Annotated in this window: 19 protein-coding genes and 2 pseudogenes; 12 read left to right on the top strand and 9 right to left on the bottom strand. The window is 72.6% G+C overall.

Translation table 11 applies throughout. From position 1 onward, the window contains the following. Positions 1-72 precede the first annotated feature (72 nt). Positions 73-513: a DUF6010 family protein gene (locus ACIRNI_RS15835; RefSeq protein ID WP_403551960.1), complete on the top strand. Its 441-nt coding sequence runs from the start codon at positions 73-75 to the stop codon at positions 511-513. 30 nt (positions 514-543) lie between these two features. Here the strand turns inward: ACIRNI_RS15835 and ACIRNI_RS15830 are convergent. Then, positions 544-686: pseudogene (locus ACIRNI_RS15830) on the bottom strand (IS5/IS1182 family transposase); the annotation flags it as partial. Positions 687-846: 160 nt separating this feature from the next. Between ACIRNI_RS15830 and ACIRNI_RS15825 the strand changes: the two are divergent. Beyond that, the gene (locus tag ACIRNI_RS15825; RefSeq protein ID WP_403551958.1) at positions 847-1395 is read left to right on the top strand and encodes a hypothetical protein; all 549 of its coding nucleotides are present in this window, start codon (positions 847-849) and stop codon (positions 1393-1395) included. Between the two features lie 321 nt (positions 1396-1716). On the opposite strand, the gene ACIRNI_RS15820 is transcribed toward ACIRNI_RS15825, so the two are convergent. From ACIRNI_RS15820 to ACIRNI_RS15790, 7 genes and pseudogenes are all read right to left on the bottom strand, one after another. Beyond that, positions 1717-2178 carry an SRPBCC family protein gene (locus ACIRNI_RS15820; protein WP_403551956.1) on the bottom strand — a complete coding sequence of 154 codons (462 nt, stop codon included), beginning with the start codon at positions 2176-2178 and terminating at the stop codon, positions 1717-1719. A gap of 102 nt (positions 2179-2280) precedes the next feature. Next, positions 2281-3045, bottom strand: a pseudogene (locus tag ACIRNI_RS15815) (alpha/beta fold hydrolase); the annotation flags it as partial. Positions 3046-3059: 14 nt separating this feature from the next. Next, complete coding sequence (pcaB, locus tag ACIRNI_RS15810) at positions 3060-4334, bottom strand: 3-carboxy-cis,cis-muconate cycloisomerase (RefSeq protein WP_403551954.1); 1275 nt, start codon at positions 4332-4334, stop codon at positions 3060-3062. After that, a complete protein-coding gene (gene pcaG, locus ACIRNI_RS15805) occupies positions 4331-4942 on the bottom strand; it encodes a protocatechuate 3,4-dioxygenase subunit alpha (RefSeq protein WP_403551952.1) in 612 nt (203 codons plus the stop codon). Before pcaG ends, pcaB begins: the two co-directional genes overlap by 4 nt. Then, entirely contained in the window at positions 4939-5712 is a 774-nt protein-coding gene (pcaH, locus tag ACIRNI_RS15800) for a protocatechuate 3,4-dioxygenase subunit beta (RefSeq protein ID WP_403551950.1), read from the bottom strand. The genes pcaG and pcaH overlap by 4 nt, the downstream gene beginning before the upstream one ends. A 46-nt stretch (positions 5713-5758) precedes the next feature. Continuing rightward, the gene (locus tag ACIRNI_RS15795; protein WP_403551948.1) at positions 5759-6394 is read right to left on the bottom strand and encodes a CoA transferase subunit B; all 636 of its coding nucleotides are present in this window, start codon (positions 6392-6394) and stop codon (positions 5759-5761) included. After that, positions 6394-7158, bottom strand: a complete 765-nt coding sequence (locus tag ACIRNI_RS15790; protein WP_355357412.1) for a CoA transferase subunit A — start codon at positions 7156-7158, stop codon at positions 6394-6396. Before ACIRNI_RS15790 ends, ACIRNI_RS15795 begins: the two co-directional genes overlap by 1 nt. 212 nt (positions 7159-7370) lie before the next feature. Here ACIRNI_RS15790 and ACIRNI_RS15785 point away from each other — a divergent pair, with 212 nt between their 5' ends. The 3 genes from ACIRNI_RS15785 to ACIRNI_RS15775 all read left to right on the top strand — a co-directional run bounded on the left by ACIRNI_RS15785 (position 7371) and on the right by ACIRNI_RS15775 (position 13152). Continuing rightward, the gene (locus tag ACIRNI_RS15785) at positions 7371-7850 is read left to right on the top strand and encodes a MarR family winged helix-turn-helix transcriptional regulator (RefSeq protein ID WP_403551946.1); all 480 of its coding nucleotides are present in this window, start codon (positions 7371-7373) and stop codon (positions 7848-7850) included. A gap of 290 nt (positions 7851-8140) precedes the next feature. Continuing rightward, positions 8141-10054: an HSP90 family protein gene (locus ACIRNI_RS15780; RefSeq protein ID WP_403551944.1), complete on the top strand. Its 1914-nt coding sequence runs from the start codon at positions 8141-8143 to the stop codon at positions 10052-10054. Further along, positions 10051-13152: a tetratricopeptide repeat protein gene (locus tag ACIRNI_RS15775; protein WP_403551942.1), complete on the top strand. Its 3102-nt coding sequence runs from the start codon at positions 10051-10053 to the stop codon at positions 13150-13152. Before ACIRNI_RS15780 ends, ACIRNI_RS15775 begins: the two co-directional genes overlap by 4 nt. An 18-nt stretch (positions 13153-13170) precedes the next feature. Here the strand turns inward: ACIRNI_RS15775 and ACIRNI_RS15770 are convergent, their stop codons facing one another. Further along, positions 13171-13491, bottom strand: coding sequence for an L-rhamnose mutarotase (locus tag ACIRNI_RS15770; protein ID WP_403551941.1), 321 nt, complete (start codon positions 13489-13491; stop codon positions 13171-13173). Positions 13492-13861: 370 nt separating this feature from the next. Here ACIRNI_RS15770 and ACIRNI_RS15765 point away from each other — a divergent pair, with 370 nt between their 5' ends. The 7 genes from ACIRNI_RS15765 to ACIRNI_RS15735 all read left to right on the top strand — a co-directional run bounded on the left by ACIRNI_RS15765 (position 13862) and on the right by ACIRNI_RS15735 (position 20865). Continuing rightward, the gene (locus ACIRNI_RS15765; RefSeq protein WP_403551939.1) at positions 13862-14572 is read left to right on the top strand and encodes a (Fe-S)-binding protein; all 711 of its coding nucleotides are present in this window, start codon (positions 13862-13864) and stop codon (positions 14570-14572) included. Continuing rightward, complete coding sequence (locus tag ACIRNI_RS15760) at positions 14569-15993, top strand: LutB/LldF family L-lactate oxidation iron-sulfur protein (protein WP_403551937.1); 1425 nt, start codon at positions 14569-14571, stop codon at positions 15991-15993. The genes ACIRNI_RS15765 and ACIRNI_RS15760 overlap by 4 nt, the downstream gene beginning before the upstream one ends. After that, positions 15990-16748 (top strand): lactate utilization protein C, encoded by a 759-nt coding sequence (locus tag ACIRNI_RS15755; protein ID WP_403551935.1) that lies wholly within the window; start codon positions 15990-15992, stop codon positions 16746-16748. Before ACIRNI_RS15760 ends, ACIRNI_RS15755 begins: the two co-directional genes overlap by 4 nt. 240 nt (positions 16749-16988) lie before the next feature. Next, on the top strand, positions 16989-18419 hold the full coding sequence (locus ACIRNI_RS15750; RefSeq protein ID WP_403551933.1) for a family 2B encapsulin nanocompartment shell protein: 1431 nt from the start codon (positions 16989-16991) through the stop codon (positions 18417-18419). Then, complete coding sequence (locus tag ACIRNI_RS15745) at positions 18412-19263, top strand: geranyl diphosphate 2-C-methyltransferase (protein ID WP_403551931.1); 852 nt, start codon at positions 18412-18414, stop codon at positions 19261-19263. The genes ACIRNI_RS15750 and ACIRNI_RS15745 overlap by 8 nt, the downstream gene beginning before the upstream one ends. A gap of 472 nt (positions 19264-19735) precedes the next feature. Then, positions 19736-19957, top strand: coding sequence for a type A2 lantipeptide (locus ACIRNI_RS15740; RefSeq protein ID WP_355357386.1), 222 nt, complete (start codon positions 19736-19738; stop codon positions 19955-19957). A gap of 101 nt (positions 19958-20058) precedes the next feature. Beyond that, entirely contained in the window at positions 20059-20865 is an 807-nt protein-coding gene (locus ACIRNI_RS15735) for an HlyD family efflux transporter periplasmic adaptor subunit (protein ID WP_403551929.1), read from the top strand. Positions 20866-20884: the final 19 nt, after the last annotated feature.

Genomic DNA, 20884 nt, shown 5'->3' with positions numbered 1-20884 from the left:
CGTCGGTGCTCGCGCTGCGACAGCTCGACCGCGGTGATTCGGCCCGCCCCAGGAGGAAGAAGTCATCCCCTCATGAACCTTGTGTCACCAGTGATCGTCGGCATCGTCTACTGCCTGCTGATGTCCCTGATCAAAGAACCGCACCGACGCCACTTCAACGCGATCATGGTGGGCGGTGCCGGCGCCGCCTATCTGAGCGGGGGCGGCTTCGGCCCGTGGGAGCTCCCATTCGTCGCACTCACGGCCTACGTCGCCTACCGCGGCCTGGACTCCTGGACCTTCATCGGCGTCGGCTGGCTGCTCCACACGGCCTGGGACATGGCCCACCACCTCAAGGGCAATCCGATCCTGCCCTTCTACCACGACGCATCTCTGGCATGTGCCATCTGTGATCCGGTCATCGCCCTGTGGTGCTTCCGCGGAGGACCTTCCCTGATCGCGCTCGTCCGCCGCCGGTTCCGGCCCGGCCGGACAGCAGACCACGCGCACGATCACGTCTCCGCCCCCTCCTGACCGGACCGCACCGGCACCCGACGGTCAGCCCGGGAGCCGGGTTCCATTCACGATGAGCACCGTGTCCCTGCGGAACCGCTTGCGCGGCCGGAGCGCGAGCAACGGGCCGAGATGGTTGACGATGCGGTCGGCCGTGGACTTCAGATGCCGAAGACCGGGGCGAGCTGGCGCAGCGGCGATGAACGGCACTATCCAGGACGACTGCGACACCGTGATCACACCAGCCACGGCCAAGATCGTCCCATGGCACGTTGACCTGCCCGATCCGGAGGTGTGGTCACGACTTTGCCACCGCCAGATCACCAGAACTGCCGCACGGGGTACGGTCTGTACGTGATCTACCTGATAGGCGGCCCGCCACGGGTGGGCAAGAGCACCCTCGCGTGGATGCTGCTGGAACGGGACGGCATCCCCGGATGCCCGACCGACGCTCTGGTTTCGATGCTGCAGCGCGCCGCGCCCCAGCACGGCGTGCGCCACGGCACGCACCCGGACAAGGCCGTACCGGCGCAACCCTTCCTCGTTGAGTTCATCCGTGCCACCGCGGAGAGCCTCGACGACTCCGATCCCCTGGACGGCTATGTGGTCGAGGGCGACATCGTCACGCCGGCGGCAGCCACCGCCGCCGCTGGTCTCGGGATGCCACTGAGCTGCGTCTTCCTTGGGAACACGGAGCTGACCCCCGAACACTTGAGGGTCGCCCCGGACTGGCTCGCCGGAGCCGATGACATCACCTATCGGGAGATCGCCGCGTGGGTCAGGGAACAAAGCACTGCCCTGCGTGAAGCCTGTGCGGCCAGCGGGCACGTCTACGTCGAGTTGGGCGCTGGCTACGCCCAGGGCCTTGAGAGGGCCTACTCGACACTGAAGGAGAGACGCTGACCGCCCACCGTCAGCACCCGCGAAGGCCGACAAAGAATTGCGGGACAAGCCTTTGTGCGGGAGCGCGCCGACGCGTTCGCGCCGGACGGCGCGACCCGGCAGCGCGAGGCGGCCGCAGCCCCTGCGGGCTGCGGCCGCCCGGGACCGCTCATACGGCTCCCGATGTCGGCTTCGCGGGGGCGGTGACCGTCCTTCGAAAGGGTCGTGGTCAGAGCCCCGCCGTAGGCAGGACGACGGCCGCAGGCCGGGGCCTTGAGCCAGGCCTCGCGGTGCCGGCTCAAGGCCCAGGCGTCGACAGGTCCCCGCCCAGGGCTAGCCGGGTCAGTCGCCCGGGCGGATGCGGCCGCGCCAGCCGCCGTCTTCGGTGCCCTGCTTTTCGATGTACTCCTTGAACCGCTTCATGTCGCCCTTGACGCGGCGGTCGATCATGCCGGTCATGTCGGCGGCCTTGTCCGCCATACCGCTCGGCTCGACGTCCATGACCAGTTCCACGCGCGTGTGGGTCTCGTCGAGGCGCTGGAAGCTGACCATGCCCTTCTGCTTGGTGTCGCCGCTGATGGTCCGCCACGCGATCCGCTCGTCGGGGAGCTGGTCGATGATCTCGGTGTCGAACTCGCGCTTCACCCCGCCGATCTTGGTGACCCAGTGGTTGTGGCGGTCGTCGACCTGCCGGACCTGCTCGACGCCCTCCATGAACTCCGGGTACGACTCGAACAGGGTCCACTGGTTGTAGGCGGTGTGGACAGGAACCTCGACCTCTACGGCTTCCTTCACCGTGCTCATCAGTGACTCCTCGCTTCCGTGCTGTCGGCGACGCGCGGCGGGCTCCCGCCGCGCTCGGCACGTCATCCGGGTTACCCGCTTGCGCTCGGCTATGCGTCCTCACCCCGTGAAGTGGAGGAGCAGGGCGGCCAGGACCCCGTCCGGGCGCTCGGCGGGGGCCAGGTGGGAGGCGTCGGGGAGCTCGGTGAGGGTGGCGCCGGGGAGGGCTGCGGCGAGCTCGTGGGCGTGGGCCGGCGGGGTGGCCGGGTCCTCGGTGCCGGCGAGCACGAGGGTGGGGGTGACGATGTCCGGCAGGGCGGCGCGCAGGTCGTAGGCGGCCAGGGCGTCGCAGCAGGCGGCGTACGCGGACGGGTCGGCCCGGCGCAGGTCGTCGACGAGGTGCCGGGCCAGGGGGTCGTGGGTGAAGCCGGGCGTGAACCAGCGCGAGGCCGCCGTCGCCGCGACCGGCGCCGTGCCCTCGCGGCGTACGAGCTCTGCGCGCTCCCGCCACGGGCCGGGCTCGCCGAAGCGGGCCGAGGAGCAGACGACGGCGAGCCGGTCCAGCCGGTCGGGGTGGTGCGCGGCGAGCCAGAGGCCGACGGCGCCGCCGAGGGAGACGCCCGCGTAGTGGAACCGCTCCAGGCCGAGGGCGTCGGCGAGGCGCAGGACGAGCGCGGCGAGGTCGGCGACGGTGGCTCCGGGCCGCAGGAGGCCGGCGGGGCTGTGCCCGTGTCCGGGGAGGTCCCAGCGGACGCGGCGGTAGGCGGCGAGTCCGGGTGCGACGCGGTCCCACAGGGTGGTGGAGGTGCCCAGGGACGGCCCCAGGAGCAGAGCGGGGGCGCGGTCGTCACCCTCGATGACGTGGTGGAGAAGGCCGGGGCGGTTCATCGGCTTCAACGGCTTCATCGGCGTTCCAGGGCGCGGTCGGTGAGTGCTCCGGCCGCGCCGGTGTAGTGGGTGGGGTCGGTGAGCTCGGGGGGCACGCCGAGGACGTCGGCGAGCGGCTTCCCCGTCGTACGGACCTCCTCGGCCGCGCGCGCGAGCGCGTCCTTCGGGAAGTGGGTCCGCAACCGCTCGGAGACGATCAGGCCACTGGTGAGGTCCAGGTGGGCACGCATCCGCTCCGGGTGGACGCGCAGCCCCTCGGCGAGGTGCACGGCGTGGTGCGCGGCGCCGCCGACGAGGCGCAGCAGGTCGCGCAGCGGCTCCCACTCGGCGTGCCAGGCGCCGGGGGGCCGCTCGTCCTCGGCGGTGACGGAGCCGTACAGGACGGCGGCGAGGGCGGGGGCGCGGCGGGCGGCCGCGGCGATCAGCGTGGAGCGTACGGGGTTGGCCTTGTGGGGCATGGCGGACGACCCGCCGCCGCTGCCCTCGGTCACTTCGCCCGTCTCCGTGCGGGAGAGGACCAGGACGTCGGCCGCGGCCTTCCCGAGCGCCCCGGCCGTGAAGGCGAGGGCGCCGGCGAGGTCGGCCACGGGGGTACGGAGGGTGTGCCAGGGCAGCGCCGGTTCGGCGAGGCCCACTTCGCGGGCGTACGCGCCGACGAGGGCGAGCGGATCGGAGCCGTACGCCTCGAAGGCCGCCAGGGTGCCCGCCGCGCCGCCGAGTTGGGCCGGCAGCCGGTCGCGTACGGCGGCCAGCCGGTCGCGGGCGTCCAGGACCAGGGCGCGCCAGCCCGCCGCCTTCAGGCCGAAGGTGGTGGGGACGGCGTGCTGGGTGAGGGTGCGGCCGGGCATCGGCGTGTCGCGGTGCGCGGCCGCGAGGGCGGCCAGGACGGCGGCGGTGCGCTCCAGGTCCGCCAGGACCAGCGCGAGGGTGCGGGAGGCGACGAGCATGGCCGCGGTGTCGAGGACGTCCTGGCTGGTGGCGCCCCGGTGGACGTACGCCCGCGCGTGTTCCGGTACGGCGGCGGTCAGGTCCGCGACGAGCGGGATGACGGGGTTGCCGCCGGTACGGGCGCGCAGGGCCAGGTCCCTTACGTCCGAGGCGTCGAAGGGGCGGGCGCAGGCGGCCGCGATGGCGTCGGCGGCCTCCGGGGGCGCCTGGACGCGGGCCAGGGCGGTCTCCGCGTCGAGCATCGCCCGCAGGAAGGCCGCGTCGGAGGTGGCGGCCTCGGCCGGGGTGCCCGCGCTGCCGGGGGCGAGCAGGCCCGCGTCCTCGGGGTCGTACGCCGTCATGTGAACTCCAGGAAGACGGTCTCGTCCTCACCCTGCGACCCGTCGCCCTGCAACCGGATGTCGAACCGGTACGTCCGGTTCGGTTCAGGATGGTTCGGTTCAGGGTGGGCGACCAGTGTCGCGGCGCGTGCGGCCGGCAGCGAGGCGAGCAGGGGGTCGGCGGCCCGGGCTTCGGCGGGCTCGGGGAAGTAGGCGCGGGTGAAGAGGTGGTGGGTGAGTCCGCGGGCGAAGACGCACAGGCTCAGGTAGGGGGCGCCGGCGCCGCGCCGGCCGGGCCGCAGGGTGCGTACCGTCCAGTGGCCGTCGGCGTCGGTCGGTACGCGGCCGAAGCCGGTGAAGTCGACGCCGTTGCGGCCGAGGAAGCCGCCGGTGACGGGGTCGCGGCGCATCGAGCCGCCTCTGCGCGGCAGTTCGCCGTCGGGGCCGGGCCCCCAGATCTCGACGAGCGCGTCCGGGACGGGGGCGCCCTCGCCGTCGAGGACGTACCCGTGGAGGGTGATCGTGTCGGGGTGCCCGACGGGCGCTATCTCGCCGCCGCCCGGGAACGGGAGGGCGTACCCGTAGAAGGGGCCGACCGTGTGCGAGGGGGTGGGGTCGAGGGCGCTCATCGGCCTTCCTCCATCCAGGTGGCGGCGGGGCCGTCCAGGACGATGTCCCAGCGGTAGCCGAGGGACCATTCGGGGGTGGACAGGGTGTGGTCGTAGGTGGCGACCAGCCGCTGCCGCGCGCGTTCGTCCGTGACGGACTGGAGGATGGGGTCGTACGGGAAGAGCGGGTCGTTCGGGAAGTACATCTGGGTGACGAGCCGCTGGGTGAACGCGGAGCCGAAGAGCGAGAAGTGGATGTGGGCGGGCCGCCACGCGTTGGTGTGGTTGCGCCAGGGGTAGGCGCCCGGCTTGATCGTGGTGAAGCGGTAGCCGCCCTCGTCGTCGGTGAGGGTCCGTCCGACGCCGGTGAAGTGGGGGTCGAGGGGGGCCGGGTGCTGGTCGCGCTGGTGGGCGTAGCGGCCGGCGGCGTTGGCCTGCCAGAGCTCGACGAGCTGTCCCCGTACGGGACGTCCGGCGCGGTCGAGTACGCGCCCGGTGACGGTGATGCGCTCGCCGATCGGCTCGCCGTGGTGCTGGCGGGTGAGGTCGTTGTCGAGCTCGGTGACGTCGGTTTCGCCGAAGGCGGGTGCGGCCAGTTCGACGGCTTCCGGGTCGCGCTGTGCGGCGACGGCGACGAGCGGCCGGCGCGGGTGGCGCAGCACGCTGGAGCGGTAGGGCGGGTAGTCGCGCGGCGGGTGGTCGGAGCGTGGGGCGCCCTCGGCGACGGACTGCTCGTACGCGGTGCGCTGCCGGACGATCTCGACGTCGATGTCCTGCTGGGTGAGTGCCATGGCGGTGAACTCCTGTGAAGTCCTGTGGACTCGTGGGCCTGTGGGCTCAGTGGGCCGTGCGGACCGGGGCTGCGGTGCGGTCGGCGATGTCCCGGGCGGTGACCCCGGGGGCGGTCTCCACGAGCACCAGGCCGGCGTCGGTGACGTCGAGGACGCCGAGGTCGGTGATGATCCGGTGGACGCAGGCCCGTCCGGTCAGCGGAAGGGTGCACTCCTCGACGATCTTCGGGCTGCCGTCCTTGGCGGTGTGGGTCATGGTGACGAGCACCCGCCGGGCGCCGTGGACGAGGTCCATGGCGCCGCCGATGCCGGTGACGAGCTTGCCGGGGACGGCCCAGTTGGCGAGGTCGCCCCGGGCGGAGACCTGCATGGCGCCGAGGACGGCGACGTCGATGTGGCCGCCGCGGATCATCGCGAAGGAGAGCGCCGAGTCGAAGTAGGAGGCGCCGGGCAGGACCGTGACGGTCTCCTTGCCCGCGTTGATGAGGTCGGGGTCGACCTCGTGCTCGTACGGGTAGGGGCCGGTGCCCAGGATGCCGTTCTCCGATTCGAGGACCACGTGGACGTCGTCGGGGAGGTGGTCGGGGATGAGGGTGGGCAGCCCGATGCCGAGGTTGACGTACTCGCCGTCGCGCAGTTCGGCGGCGGCGCGGGCGGCCATCTGGTCGCGGGTCCAGGGCATCAGCCGCGTGCCTTTCGGGTCGTGCGGTTCTCGATCTTCTTGTCGGCGGCCTGCTCCGGGGTGAGGGCCACGACGCGCTGGACGAAGACGCCGGGCAGGTGCACGTGGTCCGGGTCGATCGCGCCGGGCTCGACCAGCTCCTCGACCTCGGCGACGGTGACGCGCCCGGCCATCGCCGCGAGCGGGTTGAAGTTGCGGGCCGACTTGGCGAACACGAGGTTGCCGTGGCGGTCGCCCCTGGCGGCGCGGACGAGCGCGAAGTCGGTGCGGATGCCGTGTTCGAGGACGTGCGGTACGCCGTCGAACTCCCGTACCTCCTTGGGCGGGGACGCCACGGCGACGCCGCCGTCGCCGTCGTACCGCCAGGGCAGGCCGCCGTCCGCGACCTGGGTGCCGACGCCGGCCGGTGTGTAGAAGGCGGGGATGCCCGCGCCGCCGGCGCGCAGCCGCTCGGCGAGGGTGCCCTGGGGGATCAGTTCCAGCTCCAGCTCGCCGCCGAGGTACTGGCGGGCGAACTCCTTGTTGCCACCGATGTACGAGCCGGTCACGCGGGCGATGCGCCCGGCGGCGAGGAGGACGGCAAGGCCGGACTCCATGGCTCCGCAGTTGTTGGAGACGACGGCGAGGCGCCTGACGCCGGTCTCGTACACCGCCTGGATGAGCGTGTTCGGTACGCCGCTGAGGCCGAAGCCGCCGACCGCGAGGGACGCCCCGTCGTGTATGTCGGCCACCGCTTGCGCGGCTGTGGCCACCACCTTGTCCATCCGGCTGGTTCCTCCCCGAGCAGAAAGAAATGCTCAGTACACTGAGCATCTGTCGTCGGGAAGCAGACTGACACCGCGACCGGCGCTGGTCAAGACCCTCAGTGCACGGTGCATGCGTGAGACACTGTCCCGGCTCAGGGACCCCTGGGGAGCACATGGGCCACATGGGACGCATGGGCTACATGGGACGCATCGGGAGAGAGGAGTGCACCGTGCCCGCACTCGACCTCGGCAGCCATCCGGGCCATCTCGCCCGGCGGTTGCAGCAGGCGCACACGCTGCTGTGGACCACGATGGTCTCGGAGGAGGTCACCTCACCGCAGTTCGCCGTGCTCAACGCCCTGGTGGGCGAGGACGCCCTGGACCAGCGCACGGTCGGCGAGCGGGTCGGCCTCGACCGCTCCACCATCGCCGAGGTCGTCCGCCGCCTGGCCGACCGCGGCCTCGTGGACAAGGTGCGCGACCCGCGCGACGGCCGCCGCTCCGTGCTGCACGCCACGGAGGAGGGCGTACGCGTGCACAAGCGCCTCGCGGTCCGCACGGCCCGGATGAACCAGGTCTTCCTCGCCCCCCTGGACCCCGCCGAGCAGACGGTCTTCCTGGAGTTGCTCCGCCGCGTCTCGGACGCGGCGGAGGGGCTCCGCAACCCGGCGCCGCCGGACTACGCGGTGGCGGGGGGCGAGGGAGCGTAGAAGGTGTCTCGTCGATCAGGCCGCGGGCCCGGCAAGATCGGCAAGACACCCCCCAGGGCGGCTGGGCGGGCTGCGTCGGCTCCCTCGCGGGGAAAGTACCTGGGCATTGTCAGTGGCCCTCCCTACGATGGTCATCAATTCCGAGTCCGCCTCGGTGGCGTGCGCGTATGCCCGCGTACGGCGCCGGGGTCAGGCCGGGCCCGTCGCGATTCGTGAGGGGGGGACCCCGCGATCGCCCGACCCGCACCCGCGGCTGCCGTCCGGGGCCGTGAGGGTGCTCCCTTGTGCCCATGAACCTTCGCCCGTCCGATCCGTCCGAGCCGTCCGAGCCCTCCTCCCGGCACCAGCCCCGGCCCCGGCCCACCGCCGAACCGGCCGTGAACACCTTCCAGGTGGACCTGCGCGGCCTCGTCGACCTGCTGTCGCACCACCTCTACTCCAGCCCGCGCGTGTACGTCCGCGAGCTGCTGCAGAACGCCGTGGACGCCGTCACCGCCCGCCTCGCCCACGACCCCGCCGCGCCCACCGGCATCCGGCTGACGGCCACCGGCGACGCCGTCGTCATGGAGGACACCGGAATCGGTCTGACCTCCGAGGAGGTGCACACCCTCCTCGCCACCATCGGCCGCAGCTCCAAGCGCGACGAGCTGGACGGCGCCCGGCAGGAGTTCCTCGGGCAGTTCGGCATCGGGCTGCTCGCCTGCTTCGTCGTCGCCCGGCGGATACGCGTGGTGTCGCGCTCCGCCCGCAAGCCCGACGAGCCGCCGGTGGAGTGGCTGGCGAGCGACGACGGGTCGTACACGGTACGGACGCTGCCCCACGAGGCGCGTCCGGAGCCGGGCACCACCGTGCGGCTGGAGCCGCGCCCCGGGGCGGAGGAGTGGACGGAGCCGGGGCGCGTGGCCGAGCTGGCCCGGGACTTCGGGTCCCTGCTGCCCCACGAGGTCACGTTCACCGGGCCGGACGCCACCGGCCGCCCGCTGACGGAGCGGCCCGCCGTGTGGGACCGGCCCTACCCGACGCCCACCGCGCGGCGCGTCGCGCTGGCCGGGCACTGTGCGCGGGTCTTCGGGTTCACGCCGCTGGACTCCATCGACCTGGACCTGCCGGTCGCGGGCGTACGCGGTGTGGCGTACGTCCTGCCCTCGGCCACCAGCCCCGCGCACCGGGCGGCGCACCGGGTCTACCTGAAGGGCATGCTGCTCACCGACCGGGCGGACAACCTCCTGCCCGACTGGGCGTTCTTCGTCCGCGTCGTCCTGGACACCGACACCCTGCGCCCAACGGCGTCCCGGGAGAACCTGTACGACGACGAGACCCTCGCCGCCGTGCGCGAGGCGCTCGGTGTCCGCATCCGCGAGTGGCTCGCCGAGCTCGCGGCCGGGGACCCCGACCGGCTGGCGGCGTTCCTCACCGTGCACCACCTGGGCGTGAAGTCGATGGCGCGGCACGACGCGGACCTGTTCGCGCTGATGCTGCCGTGGCTGCCGTTCGAGACCAGCGACGGCCGGGTCACGCTCGACGAGTTCGTACGGGCCCATCCGCAGGTCCACTTCACGCGCACGGTGGAGGAGTTCCGGCAGGTCTCCCCCATCGCCGCCGCGCACGGCCTGGGTGTCGTCAACGGCGGGTACACCTACGACGCGGACCTCATCGCCCTGCTGCCGCAGGTCCGGGACGGGGTCACCGTCGGCGAGCTCGACGCGGGCGCCGTCACCGCGCACCTCGACCCGGTCGAGCCGCAGCAGGAGCTGGCCCTGGCCGCGTTCCTCGCCACGGCCCGGACACGGCTCGACGCCCTGGGCTGCGACGTGGCGCTGCGCGCCTTCCAGCCCGTCACCGTGCCGGCGCTCTACCTGGACGACCGGGAGGCCCGCCACGAGCGGGACCGTGCGGCGGCCGAGGAGGGCGCCGACACCCTGTGGAGCGACATCCTCGGCGCCCTGCGCGGCTCGGCGCCCCGCGCCCGGCTGGTGCTGAACCACAACAACCCTCTGGTGCGCCGCGTCGCGGCGATCACCGACCCGGAGCTGGCCGGTACGGCGGTCGAGTCGCTCTACGGGCAGGCCCTGCTGATGGCGCAGCGCCCGCTGCGCCCCGCCGACACCTCACTGCTCAACCGGGCCTTCCTCGGGCTCCTGGAATGGGCGACGCACCCCACCACCACGCCCGCCGAGGGCCCCACCCGGGAGGACGACAAGTGACCAGCGCCGAGCACGCGGGCCGGCCCGACCCCGAAGACATCCGCCGGGCCCTGTGGGAGAACGAGTCCGCGCCCAACGGGCTGCTGCGCAACGCGCGGGCGGAGGAGCTGGTCGCGGCCGCCGAGGCCACCGGGGACCGCGACCTGCTGCGGCACGCGCTCTTCGGGCTCGTCAGGGCGTACGAGTACAGCACCGAGCGCGGCAAGATGCTGGTGCCGTTCGCACGGCTCATGCGGGAGTGGGACCGTGACCCGTCGGCGTTCGACCGCGGCGACACCCACACCTTCCACTGGATGTTCAAGTGGGTCAGCTCCGGGATGCTGACGCTTCCGGAGATCCCGCTCGCCACCATGGAGCGGTGGCTCGGCGAGATGGAGCACCGCTACAGGGTCGCCGGATACACCGAGCGCGCCGTACGGCAGGCCGAGTTCGAGCTGGCCGAGGACACCGGCGACACCGAGCGGGCGGCGCGCGCGTTCGCCGCGTGGACGGCGGCGGAGCGCGACCGGATGGCCAACTGCCACGCCTGCGAACTCAACGACCAGGGCCACTACTGGCTGAGCCGAGGGCAGGACGACAAAGCCCTGCGCACGTGGGCGCCCGTCCTCGACGGCAGCTCCAGCTGCATGGAGGAGCCCCACCGGGTCCTGGCCAAGTCGCTGCTCCCGCTGGTGCGGACGGGCCGGCCGGACGAGGCACGCGCCCACCACCTGCGCGGCTACCGCATGGCCCGGGGCAACGAGAGCCTGCTGCCCTCGATCGGCCTGCACATCGAGTTCTGCGCGCTGACCGGCAACGAAGGCCGGGGCCTGGAGATCCTCTCCGAGCACGCGTCGCACCTCGGGTCCGAAGGGAACCCGTGGGCCCGGCTGGAGTTGCTCACCGGGGCCCTGGTCCTGCTGCGCCGGCTGCTGGCGCTCGGCGTCGGCGAGCAGCCCGCGGTCGCGTACGCGGGGCGGCAGCGCACGGTGCGGGAGCTGCACGACCTGCTGGACGCCGAGGCCGCCGGGATCGCGGCCCGCTTCGACGAGCGCAACGGCAGCGACGTCGTGTCCGGGCGGCTGAAGCACCGCCTGGAGCGGGAGCCGCTGCTGGCGAGCCTGCCCCTGGGAGTACGGGCCGCCCGGCTCGCGGGCCCGCCCGCCGCGGCACCGGCGGTGCCGGTCCCCCATGGTGGGGAGCCGACGGCGGCCCCGGCCGCCGCCCTGCCGGAACTGGTCGCCGAGGCACGGGAGCTGCGCGCCCAGGGCCATCCGCGGGCGACGGCCGCGTGGGACCGGGTCGAGGCGTTCGTCGGCGCGGCGGGCGCGGGCGACCCGGACGGCACGGGTCACCCCAACGGCTCCGACGGCGGCGAGGGCGCGGCCGCCCGCGAGACCGTCGATCCGCTGCTCGCGGCCGATCTGCTGGACCACCGGGCCATCCGCGCCGGGCGCGCGGGCGACGAGCGCGCGCGGGAGCTCTTCGAGCGGACCGCCGCCGCCTACCGCGCCGCCGGTGAGCCGAGCCGGGCCGCGCTCGCCGACCTGCGCGTGGCCACCGCGGCGGGACAGGCGGGCGCGGAACCGGAGGAGATCCGCGACCTGGTGGCGGCGGCCACCGCCGCGGCGCAGGACCTGGACCCGGCCGACCCCACCAGGACACGGCGGATCGCGACGGCCGCCCTGCTGAAGATAAAGATCGACGCGGCGCTGCGGCACGACCACGAGGACCAGGACCAGGAGAACCACGGCGAGGAGGACCACGGCGACGCACGTCTCGAAGCCGATCTGGCCGCGTTCACCCAGCAGTTCGGGCGGGACCACGGGGACGGCAGCGGCGTGGACGACCTGCTCGCCGAGGCGGACGGGATACGCGCCGACCTGGCCTGGCGGGCGGGTGACCCGGACACGGCGGACGAGTTGCTCGCCCTGGCCGCGCGGCGCGTCCTCGCCTCGGGCCACCCCTGGGACGCGGCCGAGCCGCTGGCACGGCGGGCGCGGCTGCTGATGCGGCTCCGCCGCCTCGACGACGCCGAGGAGGCGGCACGCGCCGCGGTGACGCACAGCGCGGAGCTCGTGGACGCGCACGAGCTCGGCCGGATACGGCTGACGCTGGCCGAGGTGCTGTACCAGCAGGACGGCAAGGAGGCCGAGGCCGCGCAGTACGCCCTCGAGGCGGCGCACTGGTTCGACGCGGCGGGCGACTCCGCGGGAGCGGGCGCGTACGCCCGGCTGGTCCTCGCCCAGGCCTTCGGCGAGACGGGGCGCTCCGCCGAGGCGGCCGAGGTGCTGGAGTCCGCGCTGCCGGACCTGCTGGAGCACGGCGACGAGCAGGCCGTACGCGCCCGGGACACGCTCGCGCGGAACCTGCGCGCGCTGGGCGACCGGCGGGCCGCGGCGGAGCAGTACCTCCTCGCGGCCGAGGTGGCCAAGGGATGGGAGCACCCCGGGGCGCACGCCCAGCTCGCGACGCTCGCCGCGGAGTGCCTCTCGGGCGCGGGCCTGCGCGACGAGGCGGTCGCCGCGTACCGCCGGGCCGTCGAGTTGTGGGAGAGCGTGGGCGATCCCGTCTCCCTCGCCCGCGCGCTGCGTTCGCTCGCCTGGCTGGAGATGCGCGGCAGCGACCCTGCGGCCGCCAAGGAGCTGATGGCGAGGGCACTCGCGGCGGTCGAGGGCGAGGGGGCCGAGCTGCTGGTGGAGCGTGCGCGCACCTGGGCGCAGACGGCCGAGCTGCTCCTGGACGAGCTGTACGCAGAGGAGGAGGACGACGAGGAAGACGAAGGCGAGGAGGGCGCGGCCCCGGACACGGCTCAGGCCGCGACCGCGGGCTCGGAACAGCGGGCCGCGACCGCGGCCGACGGCGTCCGGCGGGAGGCGGTGCTCCTGCTGGAGCAGGCCGGGGCGGCTTTCGCCTCGCTGGGCCCCGGCGCGCTGGACGAGCGGGCGCGGTGCGCCGTCCAGGCGGCGTGGGCCGAACACGGGTCGGGCCGTACGGACGCGGCCGCCGCACGGCTGCGGTCGCTGATCGCCGAGGTGCGCGCCCTGGACACGGAGGAGTCCCGCGCCTGCCTGCCGCAGCTGGAGCACACCCTCGACCAGCTCGGCTCCGGGGCCTGATCCCGGATACGACGGGGGTCAGGCGAGGTGGAACACCTCGGTGAGAGGTGTCATCGCCTCGTCCGGCCCCCGTCCGTCCAACTCCTCGAAGAAGCCCGCCATCTCGGCCTGCCAGCGGGCGTTGACCTCGGTCCGGGCCATCGCGGCCCGGGCCGCTTCGAAGTCGGGCGTCTCCACGTACCCGACGAGCAGGCCGTCGTCGCGCAGGAAGAGCGAGTAGTTGTGCCATCCGGCGGCGGTGAGCGCGTCGCGCATCTCGGGCCAGACGGCCGCGTGCCGTTCCCGGTACTCGGCGAGCCGGTCCTGACGGACCTTCAGTAGAAAGCAGACGCGTTGCACGGCGCGACACCCACCTGTGGCGATTGCGGTTGCGGTTGCGGTCGAGGTCGCGATCGCGATCGCGATCGCGATCGCGATCGACCGCTTAGATGAAAGCTTTCAACAGGAGGGGGCGTCAACCCGTGTGTTGCAGCAGCTTGACTGGCTACCCGTCCAGCGGTCATCGTGTGCGCACGAAGTGAATCGTTTCAAGACTGCCGAGACGGCGCGCGAGGCACCTGGTCGCCACGACGGAGCCGCTGCGCCACTACACTCCGCGCGGCGCGGCGGCACGGGCTTGGGTATGGGCACGGGCACGGGACGAGGCCGACGCCCGGATTTCCGCGTGGTCGAGAGGGTCGAGAGAGTCGAGAGGGAGGGATGAGCCAGGATGCGCGTCGCGCTGTTCGTAACCTGTGTCAATGACGCGGTGTACCCCGCCACCGGCATCGCCGTGGTGCGACTGCTGCGGCGCCTGGGGGTCGAGGTGGACTTCCCGGCGGAGCAGACGTGCTGCGGCCAGCCGCAGTTCAACACCGGCTACCGACACGAGACGCTGCCCCTGGTGCGCCGGACGGTGCGGGCGTTCGAGGGGTACGAGTACGTCGTCACGCCCTCGGGTTCGTGCGCGGCGATGGTGCGGGACAACTACCCGAAGCTGGGTGCGCCGGAGCTGGGGCCCCGGATGTACGAGCTGACCGAGTTCCTGGTCGACGTGCTGGGCGTGACGGACGTGGGCGCGTACTTCCCGCACACCGTCACGTACCACCCCTCCTGTCACGGTCTGAGGATGCTGAGGCTCGGGGACCGGCCCCGCCGCCTGCTGGAGGCGGTCAAGGGCCTGGAGCTGGTGGAGCTGCCGGGCGCGGAGGAGTGCTGCGGTTTCGGCGGGACGTTCGCGGTGAAGAACGCCGCGGTGTCGGTGGCGATGGGCCGCGACAAGGTGCGCAACGCGGCCGGGACGGGCGCCGCGGTGCTGTGCGGCGCGGACAACTCGTGTCTGATGCACATCGGCGGGATTCTTCGGCGGGAGGGCGAGCGGATGCGGGCGGTGCACATCGCCGAGATCCTGGCGAGCACGGAAGAGGAGCCACTGCGATGAGCGGGACGACGACGTTCGTCGGGATGCCGGCGTTTCCCCGGGCGGCGGCCACGGCCGTACGCGACGAGCGGCTGCGGGCCAACCTGCGGCACGCGACGCACACGATCCGCGACAAGCGGGCCCGGGCGGTCGCGGAGCTGGCGGACTGGGAGCAGCTGCGGGAGGCGGGCAAGCGGATCAAGGACCGTACGCTGCGCCATCTGGACGCGTACCTGCTCCAGTTGGAGGAGGCGGTCACGGCGGCGGGCGGCACGGTCCACTGGGCGGCGGACGCCGACGAGGCGAACCGGATCGTCACCGGCCTGGTGAAGGCGACCGGCGAGCGCGAGGTCGTCAAGGTCAAGTCCATGGCCACGCAGGAGATCGGCCTCAACGAAGCCCTGGAGGCGGAGGGCATCGCGGCGTACGAGACGGATCTCGCCGAGCTCATCGTGCAGTTGGGCGAGGACCGGCCGTCGCACATCCTGGTCCCGGCGATCCACCGCAACCGCGGCGAGATCCGCGACATCTTCCGCGACCGGATGGGCGCGTGGGGCCGGCCCGCGCCCGAGGGCCTGACCGACACGCCCGCCGAGCTGGCCGAGGCGGCGCGCCTGCACCTGCGGGAGAAGTTCCTGCGCGCGAAGGTCGGGATCTCCGGCGCGAACTTCATGGTCGCCGAGACCGGCACCCTGGTGGTGGTCGAGTCGGAGGGCAACGGGCGGATGTGCCTGACCCTGCCCGAGACGCTGATCTCGGTCGTCGGGATCGAGAAGGTGGTGCCGACCTGGCGCGATCTGGAGGTGTTCCTCCAGACCCTGCCGCGTTCGTCGACGGCCGAGCGGATGAACCCGTACACCAGCATGTGGACCGGCACGAGTGACGGGGACGGCCCGCGGACCTTCCACCTCGTCCTGCTCGACAACGGCCGCACCGACGCGCTCGCCGACGAGGTCGGCCGCCAGGCGCTGCGCTGCATCCGCTGCTCGGCCTGTCTGAACGTCTGCCCGGTGTACGAGCGGGCCGGCGGGCACGCGTACGGCTCCGTCTACCCGGGCCCGATCGGCGCCATCCTCACGCCCCAGCTGCGCGGCACGACGAGCGGGATCGACGCCTCGCTGCCGTACGCGTCGTCGCTGTGCGGGGCGTGTTACGAGGTGTGCCCGGTGGCCATCGACATCCCCGAGGTGCTGGTGCACCTGCGCGAGCGCGTCGCAGCACAGGGCGGCAAGGGGCACCGCCTGGAGAAGGCTGCCGTCCGGGCGGCGACCTGGCTGCTCGACCACCCGACCGTCCTCGCCGCCGGTGAGCGCCTCGCCTCCGCGACCCGCCACGCGCATCCGTCACGGCTGCCGGGCGCGGGCGCCTGGACCGAGGGCCGGGAACTGCCGGAGATGCCGGAGCAGTCCTTCCGGGACTGGTGGAGGAAGAACCACGGATGAACACCGAACCACGCGCCGGCGCCACATCGCGGACGAACCCCGCCTCACGGAAGAGCGACCCATCGCAGACGGGCGACGCCGGACCCGGCACGAGCTCTCGCGACCGGATCCTGGCCCGTATCCGCGCGGCCGTCGCCGACGCGCCCGAAGCGCCGGAGCCCGCTCGCGACTACCTCACCGCGCACGCCCCCTCCGACGACCCGGCCGCGCTGCTGGACCTCCTCCACCACAACCTCGCCGACTACCGCGCCCATGTGCACCGTACGACCGAGGCGGACCTCCCCGAGGTCGTCGCCGCCGTGCTCGCCGAGCACGGCGTACGCTCGCTCGCCGTGCCACCCGGGCTGCCGGACGCCTGGCTCCCCGCAACCGGTGCCGAGCAGCGCCACGACACCCGCGCCGAGCCGCTGACGCCCCGGCAGCTCGACGCGACGGACGCCGTCGTCACCGGCTGCGCCCTGGCGATCGCCGAGACCGGCACCCTCGTCCTGGACGGCACCGAGGGCCAGGGCCGCCGCGCTCTCACGCTGGTGCCGGACCTCCACGTGTGCGTCGTACGCGCGCCGGGGCAGGTCGTCGCGTCGCTCCCGGAGGCGCTGCCGCGCCTGGTGCCGGGCCGTCCGCTGACCTGGGTCTCCGGGCCGTCCGCGACGAGCGACATCGAGCTCGACCGGGTCGAGGGCGTGCACGGGCCGCGCACCCTCCATGTGGTCCTGGTCCTCGGCGACGAGGAGGACGACGAGGAGGACGAGTAGAACGCCCGCCTCCACCGGGTGAGGCCGGCGCTCCCCCGGGGCCGCAGCCCGGGGGCGCGCGGGCGCGCGATGGGGGCGTATGCGCAGGCAGCGCGCTGCGGCGCGACACGCGCACGCGCACGGCAATCCGGTCTCACCATGTGTCACGCATATTCACTACGCGTGATGACGCCTGGTGGAGTCGGGTCGGTGCCCGCCATGAGGAGCCAGGTGGATCACCGTATGAAAGGGAAGGCTTCCATGGCCGTCGAGACACGTCCCGCTCCCGAGCCGCCGCAGATCCAGACCCAGGAGAGCATCCAGCTCAGCCTGAGCACCCGGGCAGCGCGGAATCTCGCCACGACCACCAAGTCCGAACCGCAGATGCAGGAGATCAGCTCGCGCTGGCTGCTGCGCAAGCTGCCGTGGGTGCACGTGCCCGGTGGCGCCTACCGGGTCAACCGCCGCCTGTCGTACTCCGTCGGTGACGGCCGCGTCACCTTCGTACAGACCGGCTCCAAGGTGCAGGTCATCCCCGCGGAGCTGTGCGAACTGCCGCTGCTGCGCGGCTTCAACGACCCCACCGCCCTCGCGGCGCTGGCGGACAAGTTCGTCCAGAAGACGTACGAGCCGGGCCAGCTCCTCGTCGAGATGGGCCGCAAGCTGGACACGGTCTTCCTGATCGCGCACGGCAAGGTGGAGAAGGTCGGCAAGGGCAAGTACGACGACTCCGAGACGCGCCTCGGCATGCTCGCCGACGGCGACTCGTTCGGCGGCCGGTTGCTGGCGGGCGACGCCGACGCCAAGTGGGAGTTCTCGGTCCGCGCGCTGACCGCGACCACCGTGCTGACGCTCCCCCAGTCGGCGTACAAGACGGTGGCGTCGCAGTACGAGACGCTGCGCGACCACGTCCAGGGGCTCACCTCCAACGGGCACCGGCCGACGAACAAGTACGGCGAGGTGGAGATCAGCTTCCTCTCGGGCCACGAGGGCGAGCCGCCGCTGCCGACCACGTTCGTGGACTACGAACTCGAGCCGCGCGAGTACGAGCTGAGCGTCGCGCAGACGATCCTGAAGGTGCACAGCCGGGTCGCCGACCTCTACAACAAGCCGATGAACCAGACCGAGCAGCAGCTCAAGCTGACGGTCCAGGCGCTCCGCGAGCGCCAGGAGTACGAGCTGGTCAACAACCCGGACTTCGGCCTGCTGCACAACACGGACTACAACCAGCGCATCCAGAGCCCCGCCGGTCCGCCGACCCCGGACGACCTCGACGACCTGATCAGCATGCGGCGCGGCACGCAGTACATCTTCGCCCACCCGCGCGCGATCGCCGCCTTCGGCAAGGAGTGCACCAAGCGGGGCGTGAACCCCGGCAGCGTGGACATCGGCGGCCACCACATCCCCGCGTGGCGCGGCATCCCGATCCTGCCCTGCGGCAAGATCCCGATCACCGAGCACCAGACGTCCTCGATGATCGCGATGCGTACGGGCGAGGACAACGAGGGCGTCATCGGCCTCTACCAGACGGGCCTGCCCGACGAGTACGAGCCCGGACTCAACGTCCGGTTCATGGGGATCGACGAGAAGGCGATCATCTCGTACCTCGTCAGCACCTACTACTCGGCCGCGATCCTCGTGCCGGACGCCATCGGCATCCTCGAGAACATCGAGGTCCGTCCGCGTGCGTGACACCGGGCAGGTGCTGCACACCGAGTACCAGAGGTCCGTCGCCGCGTACTGGAACACCCACCAGCAGGACCCGGTCAACCTGCGGCTCGGCGAGGTCGACGGCCTCTACCACCACCACTACGGGCTGGGCGAGTACGACCCCTCCGTGCTGGAGGGGCCGAAGGAGACGCGCCAGGACCGCATCACCCGCGAACTCCACCGCCTGGAGACCGCCCAGGCCGTCGTCCTGCTGGACCACCTGGGCCCCGTCACGGCCGACGACATGCTGCTCGACTGCGGCTCGGGGCGCGGCGGCACCAGCTTCATGGCCCACCAGCGCTTCGGCTGCCAGGTCGACGGGGTGTCGATCTCCGAGTACCAGGTCGGCTTCGCCAACACGCAGGCCGAGGAGCGCGGCATCTCCGACCGGGTGAAGTTCCACTTCCGCAACATGCTCGACACCCGTTTCGAGACGGCCTCGCGCCGGGGCGCGTGGACCAACGAAACCACCATGTACGTCGACCTGTTCGAGCTGTACGCCGAGGTGTCCCGGGTCCTGGAGTTCGGCGGCCGCTACGTCTGCGTCACCGGCTGCTCCAACGACGTGACCGGCGGCCGCTCCAAGGCCGTCAGCCGCATCGACGAGCACTACACCTGCAACATCCACCCGCGCAGCGCGTACTTCAAGGCCATGGCGGCCCACAACCTGGTGCCGATCAACGTGGTCGACCTGACGGCGCAGACCATTCCGTACTGGGAGCTGCGCGCCAAGTCGTCGCTGGCCACCGGCATCGAGGAGCCGTTCCTCACGGCGTACGAGGAGGGCAGCTTCCACTACCTGCTCATCGCCGCCGACCGCGTCTGACGCGTCGCACCCCGCCCCCTGGGGGCCCGGGCCGGCAGCCGGGGCCGCAGGGGGCTTCTTCGCGCCCGTGACGCGACCACGTCGCACCCATGTCGCGTCCGTGTCGCGTCCGTTATGGCGCGATGCCAGCGAATCTGCACACCGAATGTACAGGCGTCACACCTTCTCCCATCACCGCTCACCCGACGCGGCGTCACCTCTGCGCGTTGGTGCCGGAATGTCCAATTCCGCATCACTCGGCCCGAGCGCGCCGGACACCGGGAACCGAGGGGCCTGTGAAGAACCCGGCACCAATTCATGAACGCCCCTGCACACGCTGGTAATTCACCGGCGGGATATCGCTCGGAACGCCGTCCGGTCGATTGGCTGAGCGGCGCGCCCCCGTGCTTTGATCCATCGCACTGCGGGCTGCCGCACAAAGTGCCGGTCACCCGCCGTGCTTTCGAGTTATCCGTGTGAAGGGAACCTCCGCATGAACCCCGAGATCCAGACCCTGGAAATCTCCGACGCCGACCTCGACAACGTGTCGGGCGGTCTGCACTCCGCCGTGGCGAGCTCCGCCGTGGCCAACGTGACCGCCACGGTGGACTCCATCGCCCCGGTCTCCGGTGTCGCCACCTCCGCCGTCGGCGCCGTCGAGTCGTTCGCCGGCCTCAACTCGTCGGCCCTCACCGGCTTCGCCGCCGGCCTCTGAGACGGCTTGGGTGAGCCCCGGAACTCAACCGTTCCGGGGCTCACCCCGCTTTTCCCTGTTTCGCTCCCCGAACGGACATATGCAGTCGAGGGAAGAGTTACGTGCAGTTCCGCCAAAAGGCCCTTTCCAAGCTGCAATCTCCGGAGGAAATAGACCTGCCGGTGCGTTTCGCGCGTCCGCAGGGCCTGCTCGTCCTCACCGTCACGGTGCTCGCCATGATCGCCGCCTCCGTCTGGGCCGTGACCGGTTCCGTCTCCTCCACACTCTCCGCGCCTGGCATCCTCACGCACGCGCAGGGCAGCTACATCCTCCAGAGCCCCGTCTCGGGCCAGGTCGTGGACGTACGCGCCAAGGAGGGCGAGTACGTCGCCGACGACGCCCCGCTGGTCGAGGTGCGCACCCCCGAGGGCACCGCCGTCGTCCGCGCCATCGCCGCCGGCCGGCTGACGGCTCTCGTCGCCACGATCGGCTCGGTGGTCACCACGGGCGCCGACGTGGCCGCCGTGGAGCGGGCCGGCCGGGAGGACGACCCGCTGATGGCCGTGTTGTACGTCCCCGCCGACCGCGGCGCCGCCGTACCCGTGGGCGCCTCCGTGGACCTCACCGTCCAGTCCGTGCCGGCGCAGCAGTACGGCGTGCTGCGCGGACGGGTGGAGGCGGTCGGACGGACCGCGCAGACGCGCCAGCGGATCGCCGCCTTCCTCGGCAGCGGCCAGCTCGGCGAGGAGTTCTCCCGGCAGGGCCCCCCGGTGTCCGTTCTGGTCCGCCTGGAGCGGTCCTCCTCGACGAAGACCGGGTACGCGTGGTCGACGTCGGACGGCCCTTCGTACCCCCTCGACTCCATGACCCTGACCACCGGCTCGGTCCATCTCGCCGAGCAGCACCCGATCGATTGGCTCCTGCCGTGAGCACCGCGACCGGCGGACG

The sequence above is a fragment of the Streptomyces sp. NPDC093546 genome, assembly GCF_044765045.1.
GTDB lineage: Bacteria > Actinomycetota > Actinomycetes > Streptomycetales > Streptomycetaceae > Streptomyces.
The sequence above is the reverse complement of the archived record's forward strand: the minus strand, read 5'-3'. Positions and strand labels throughout refer to the sequence as shown.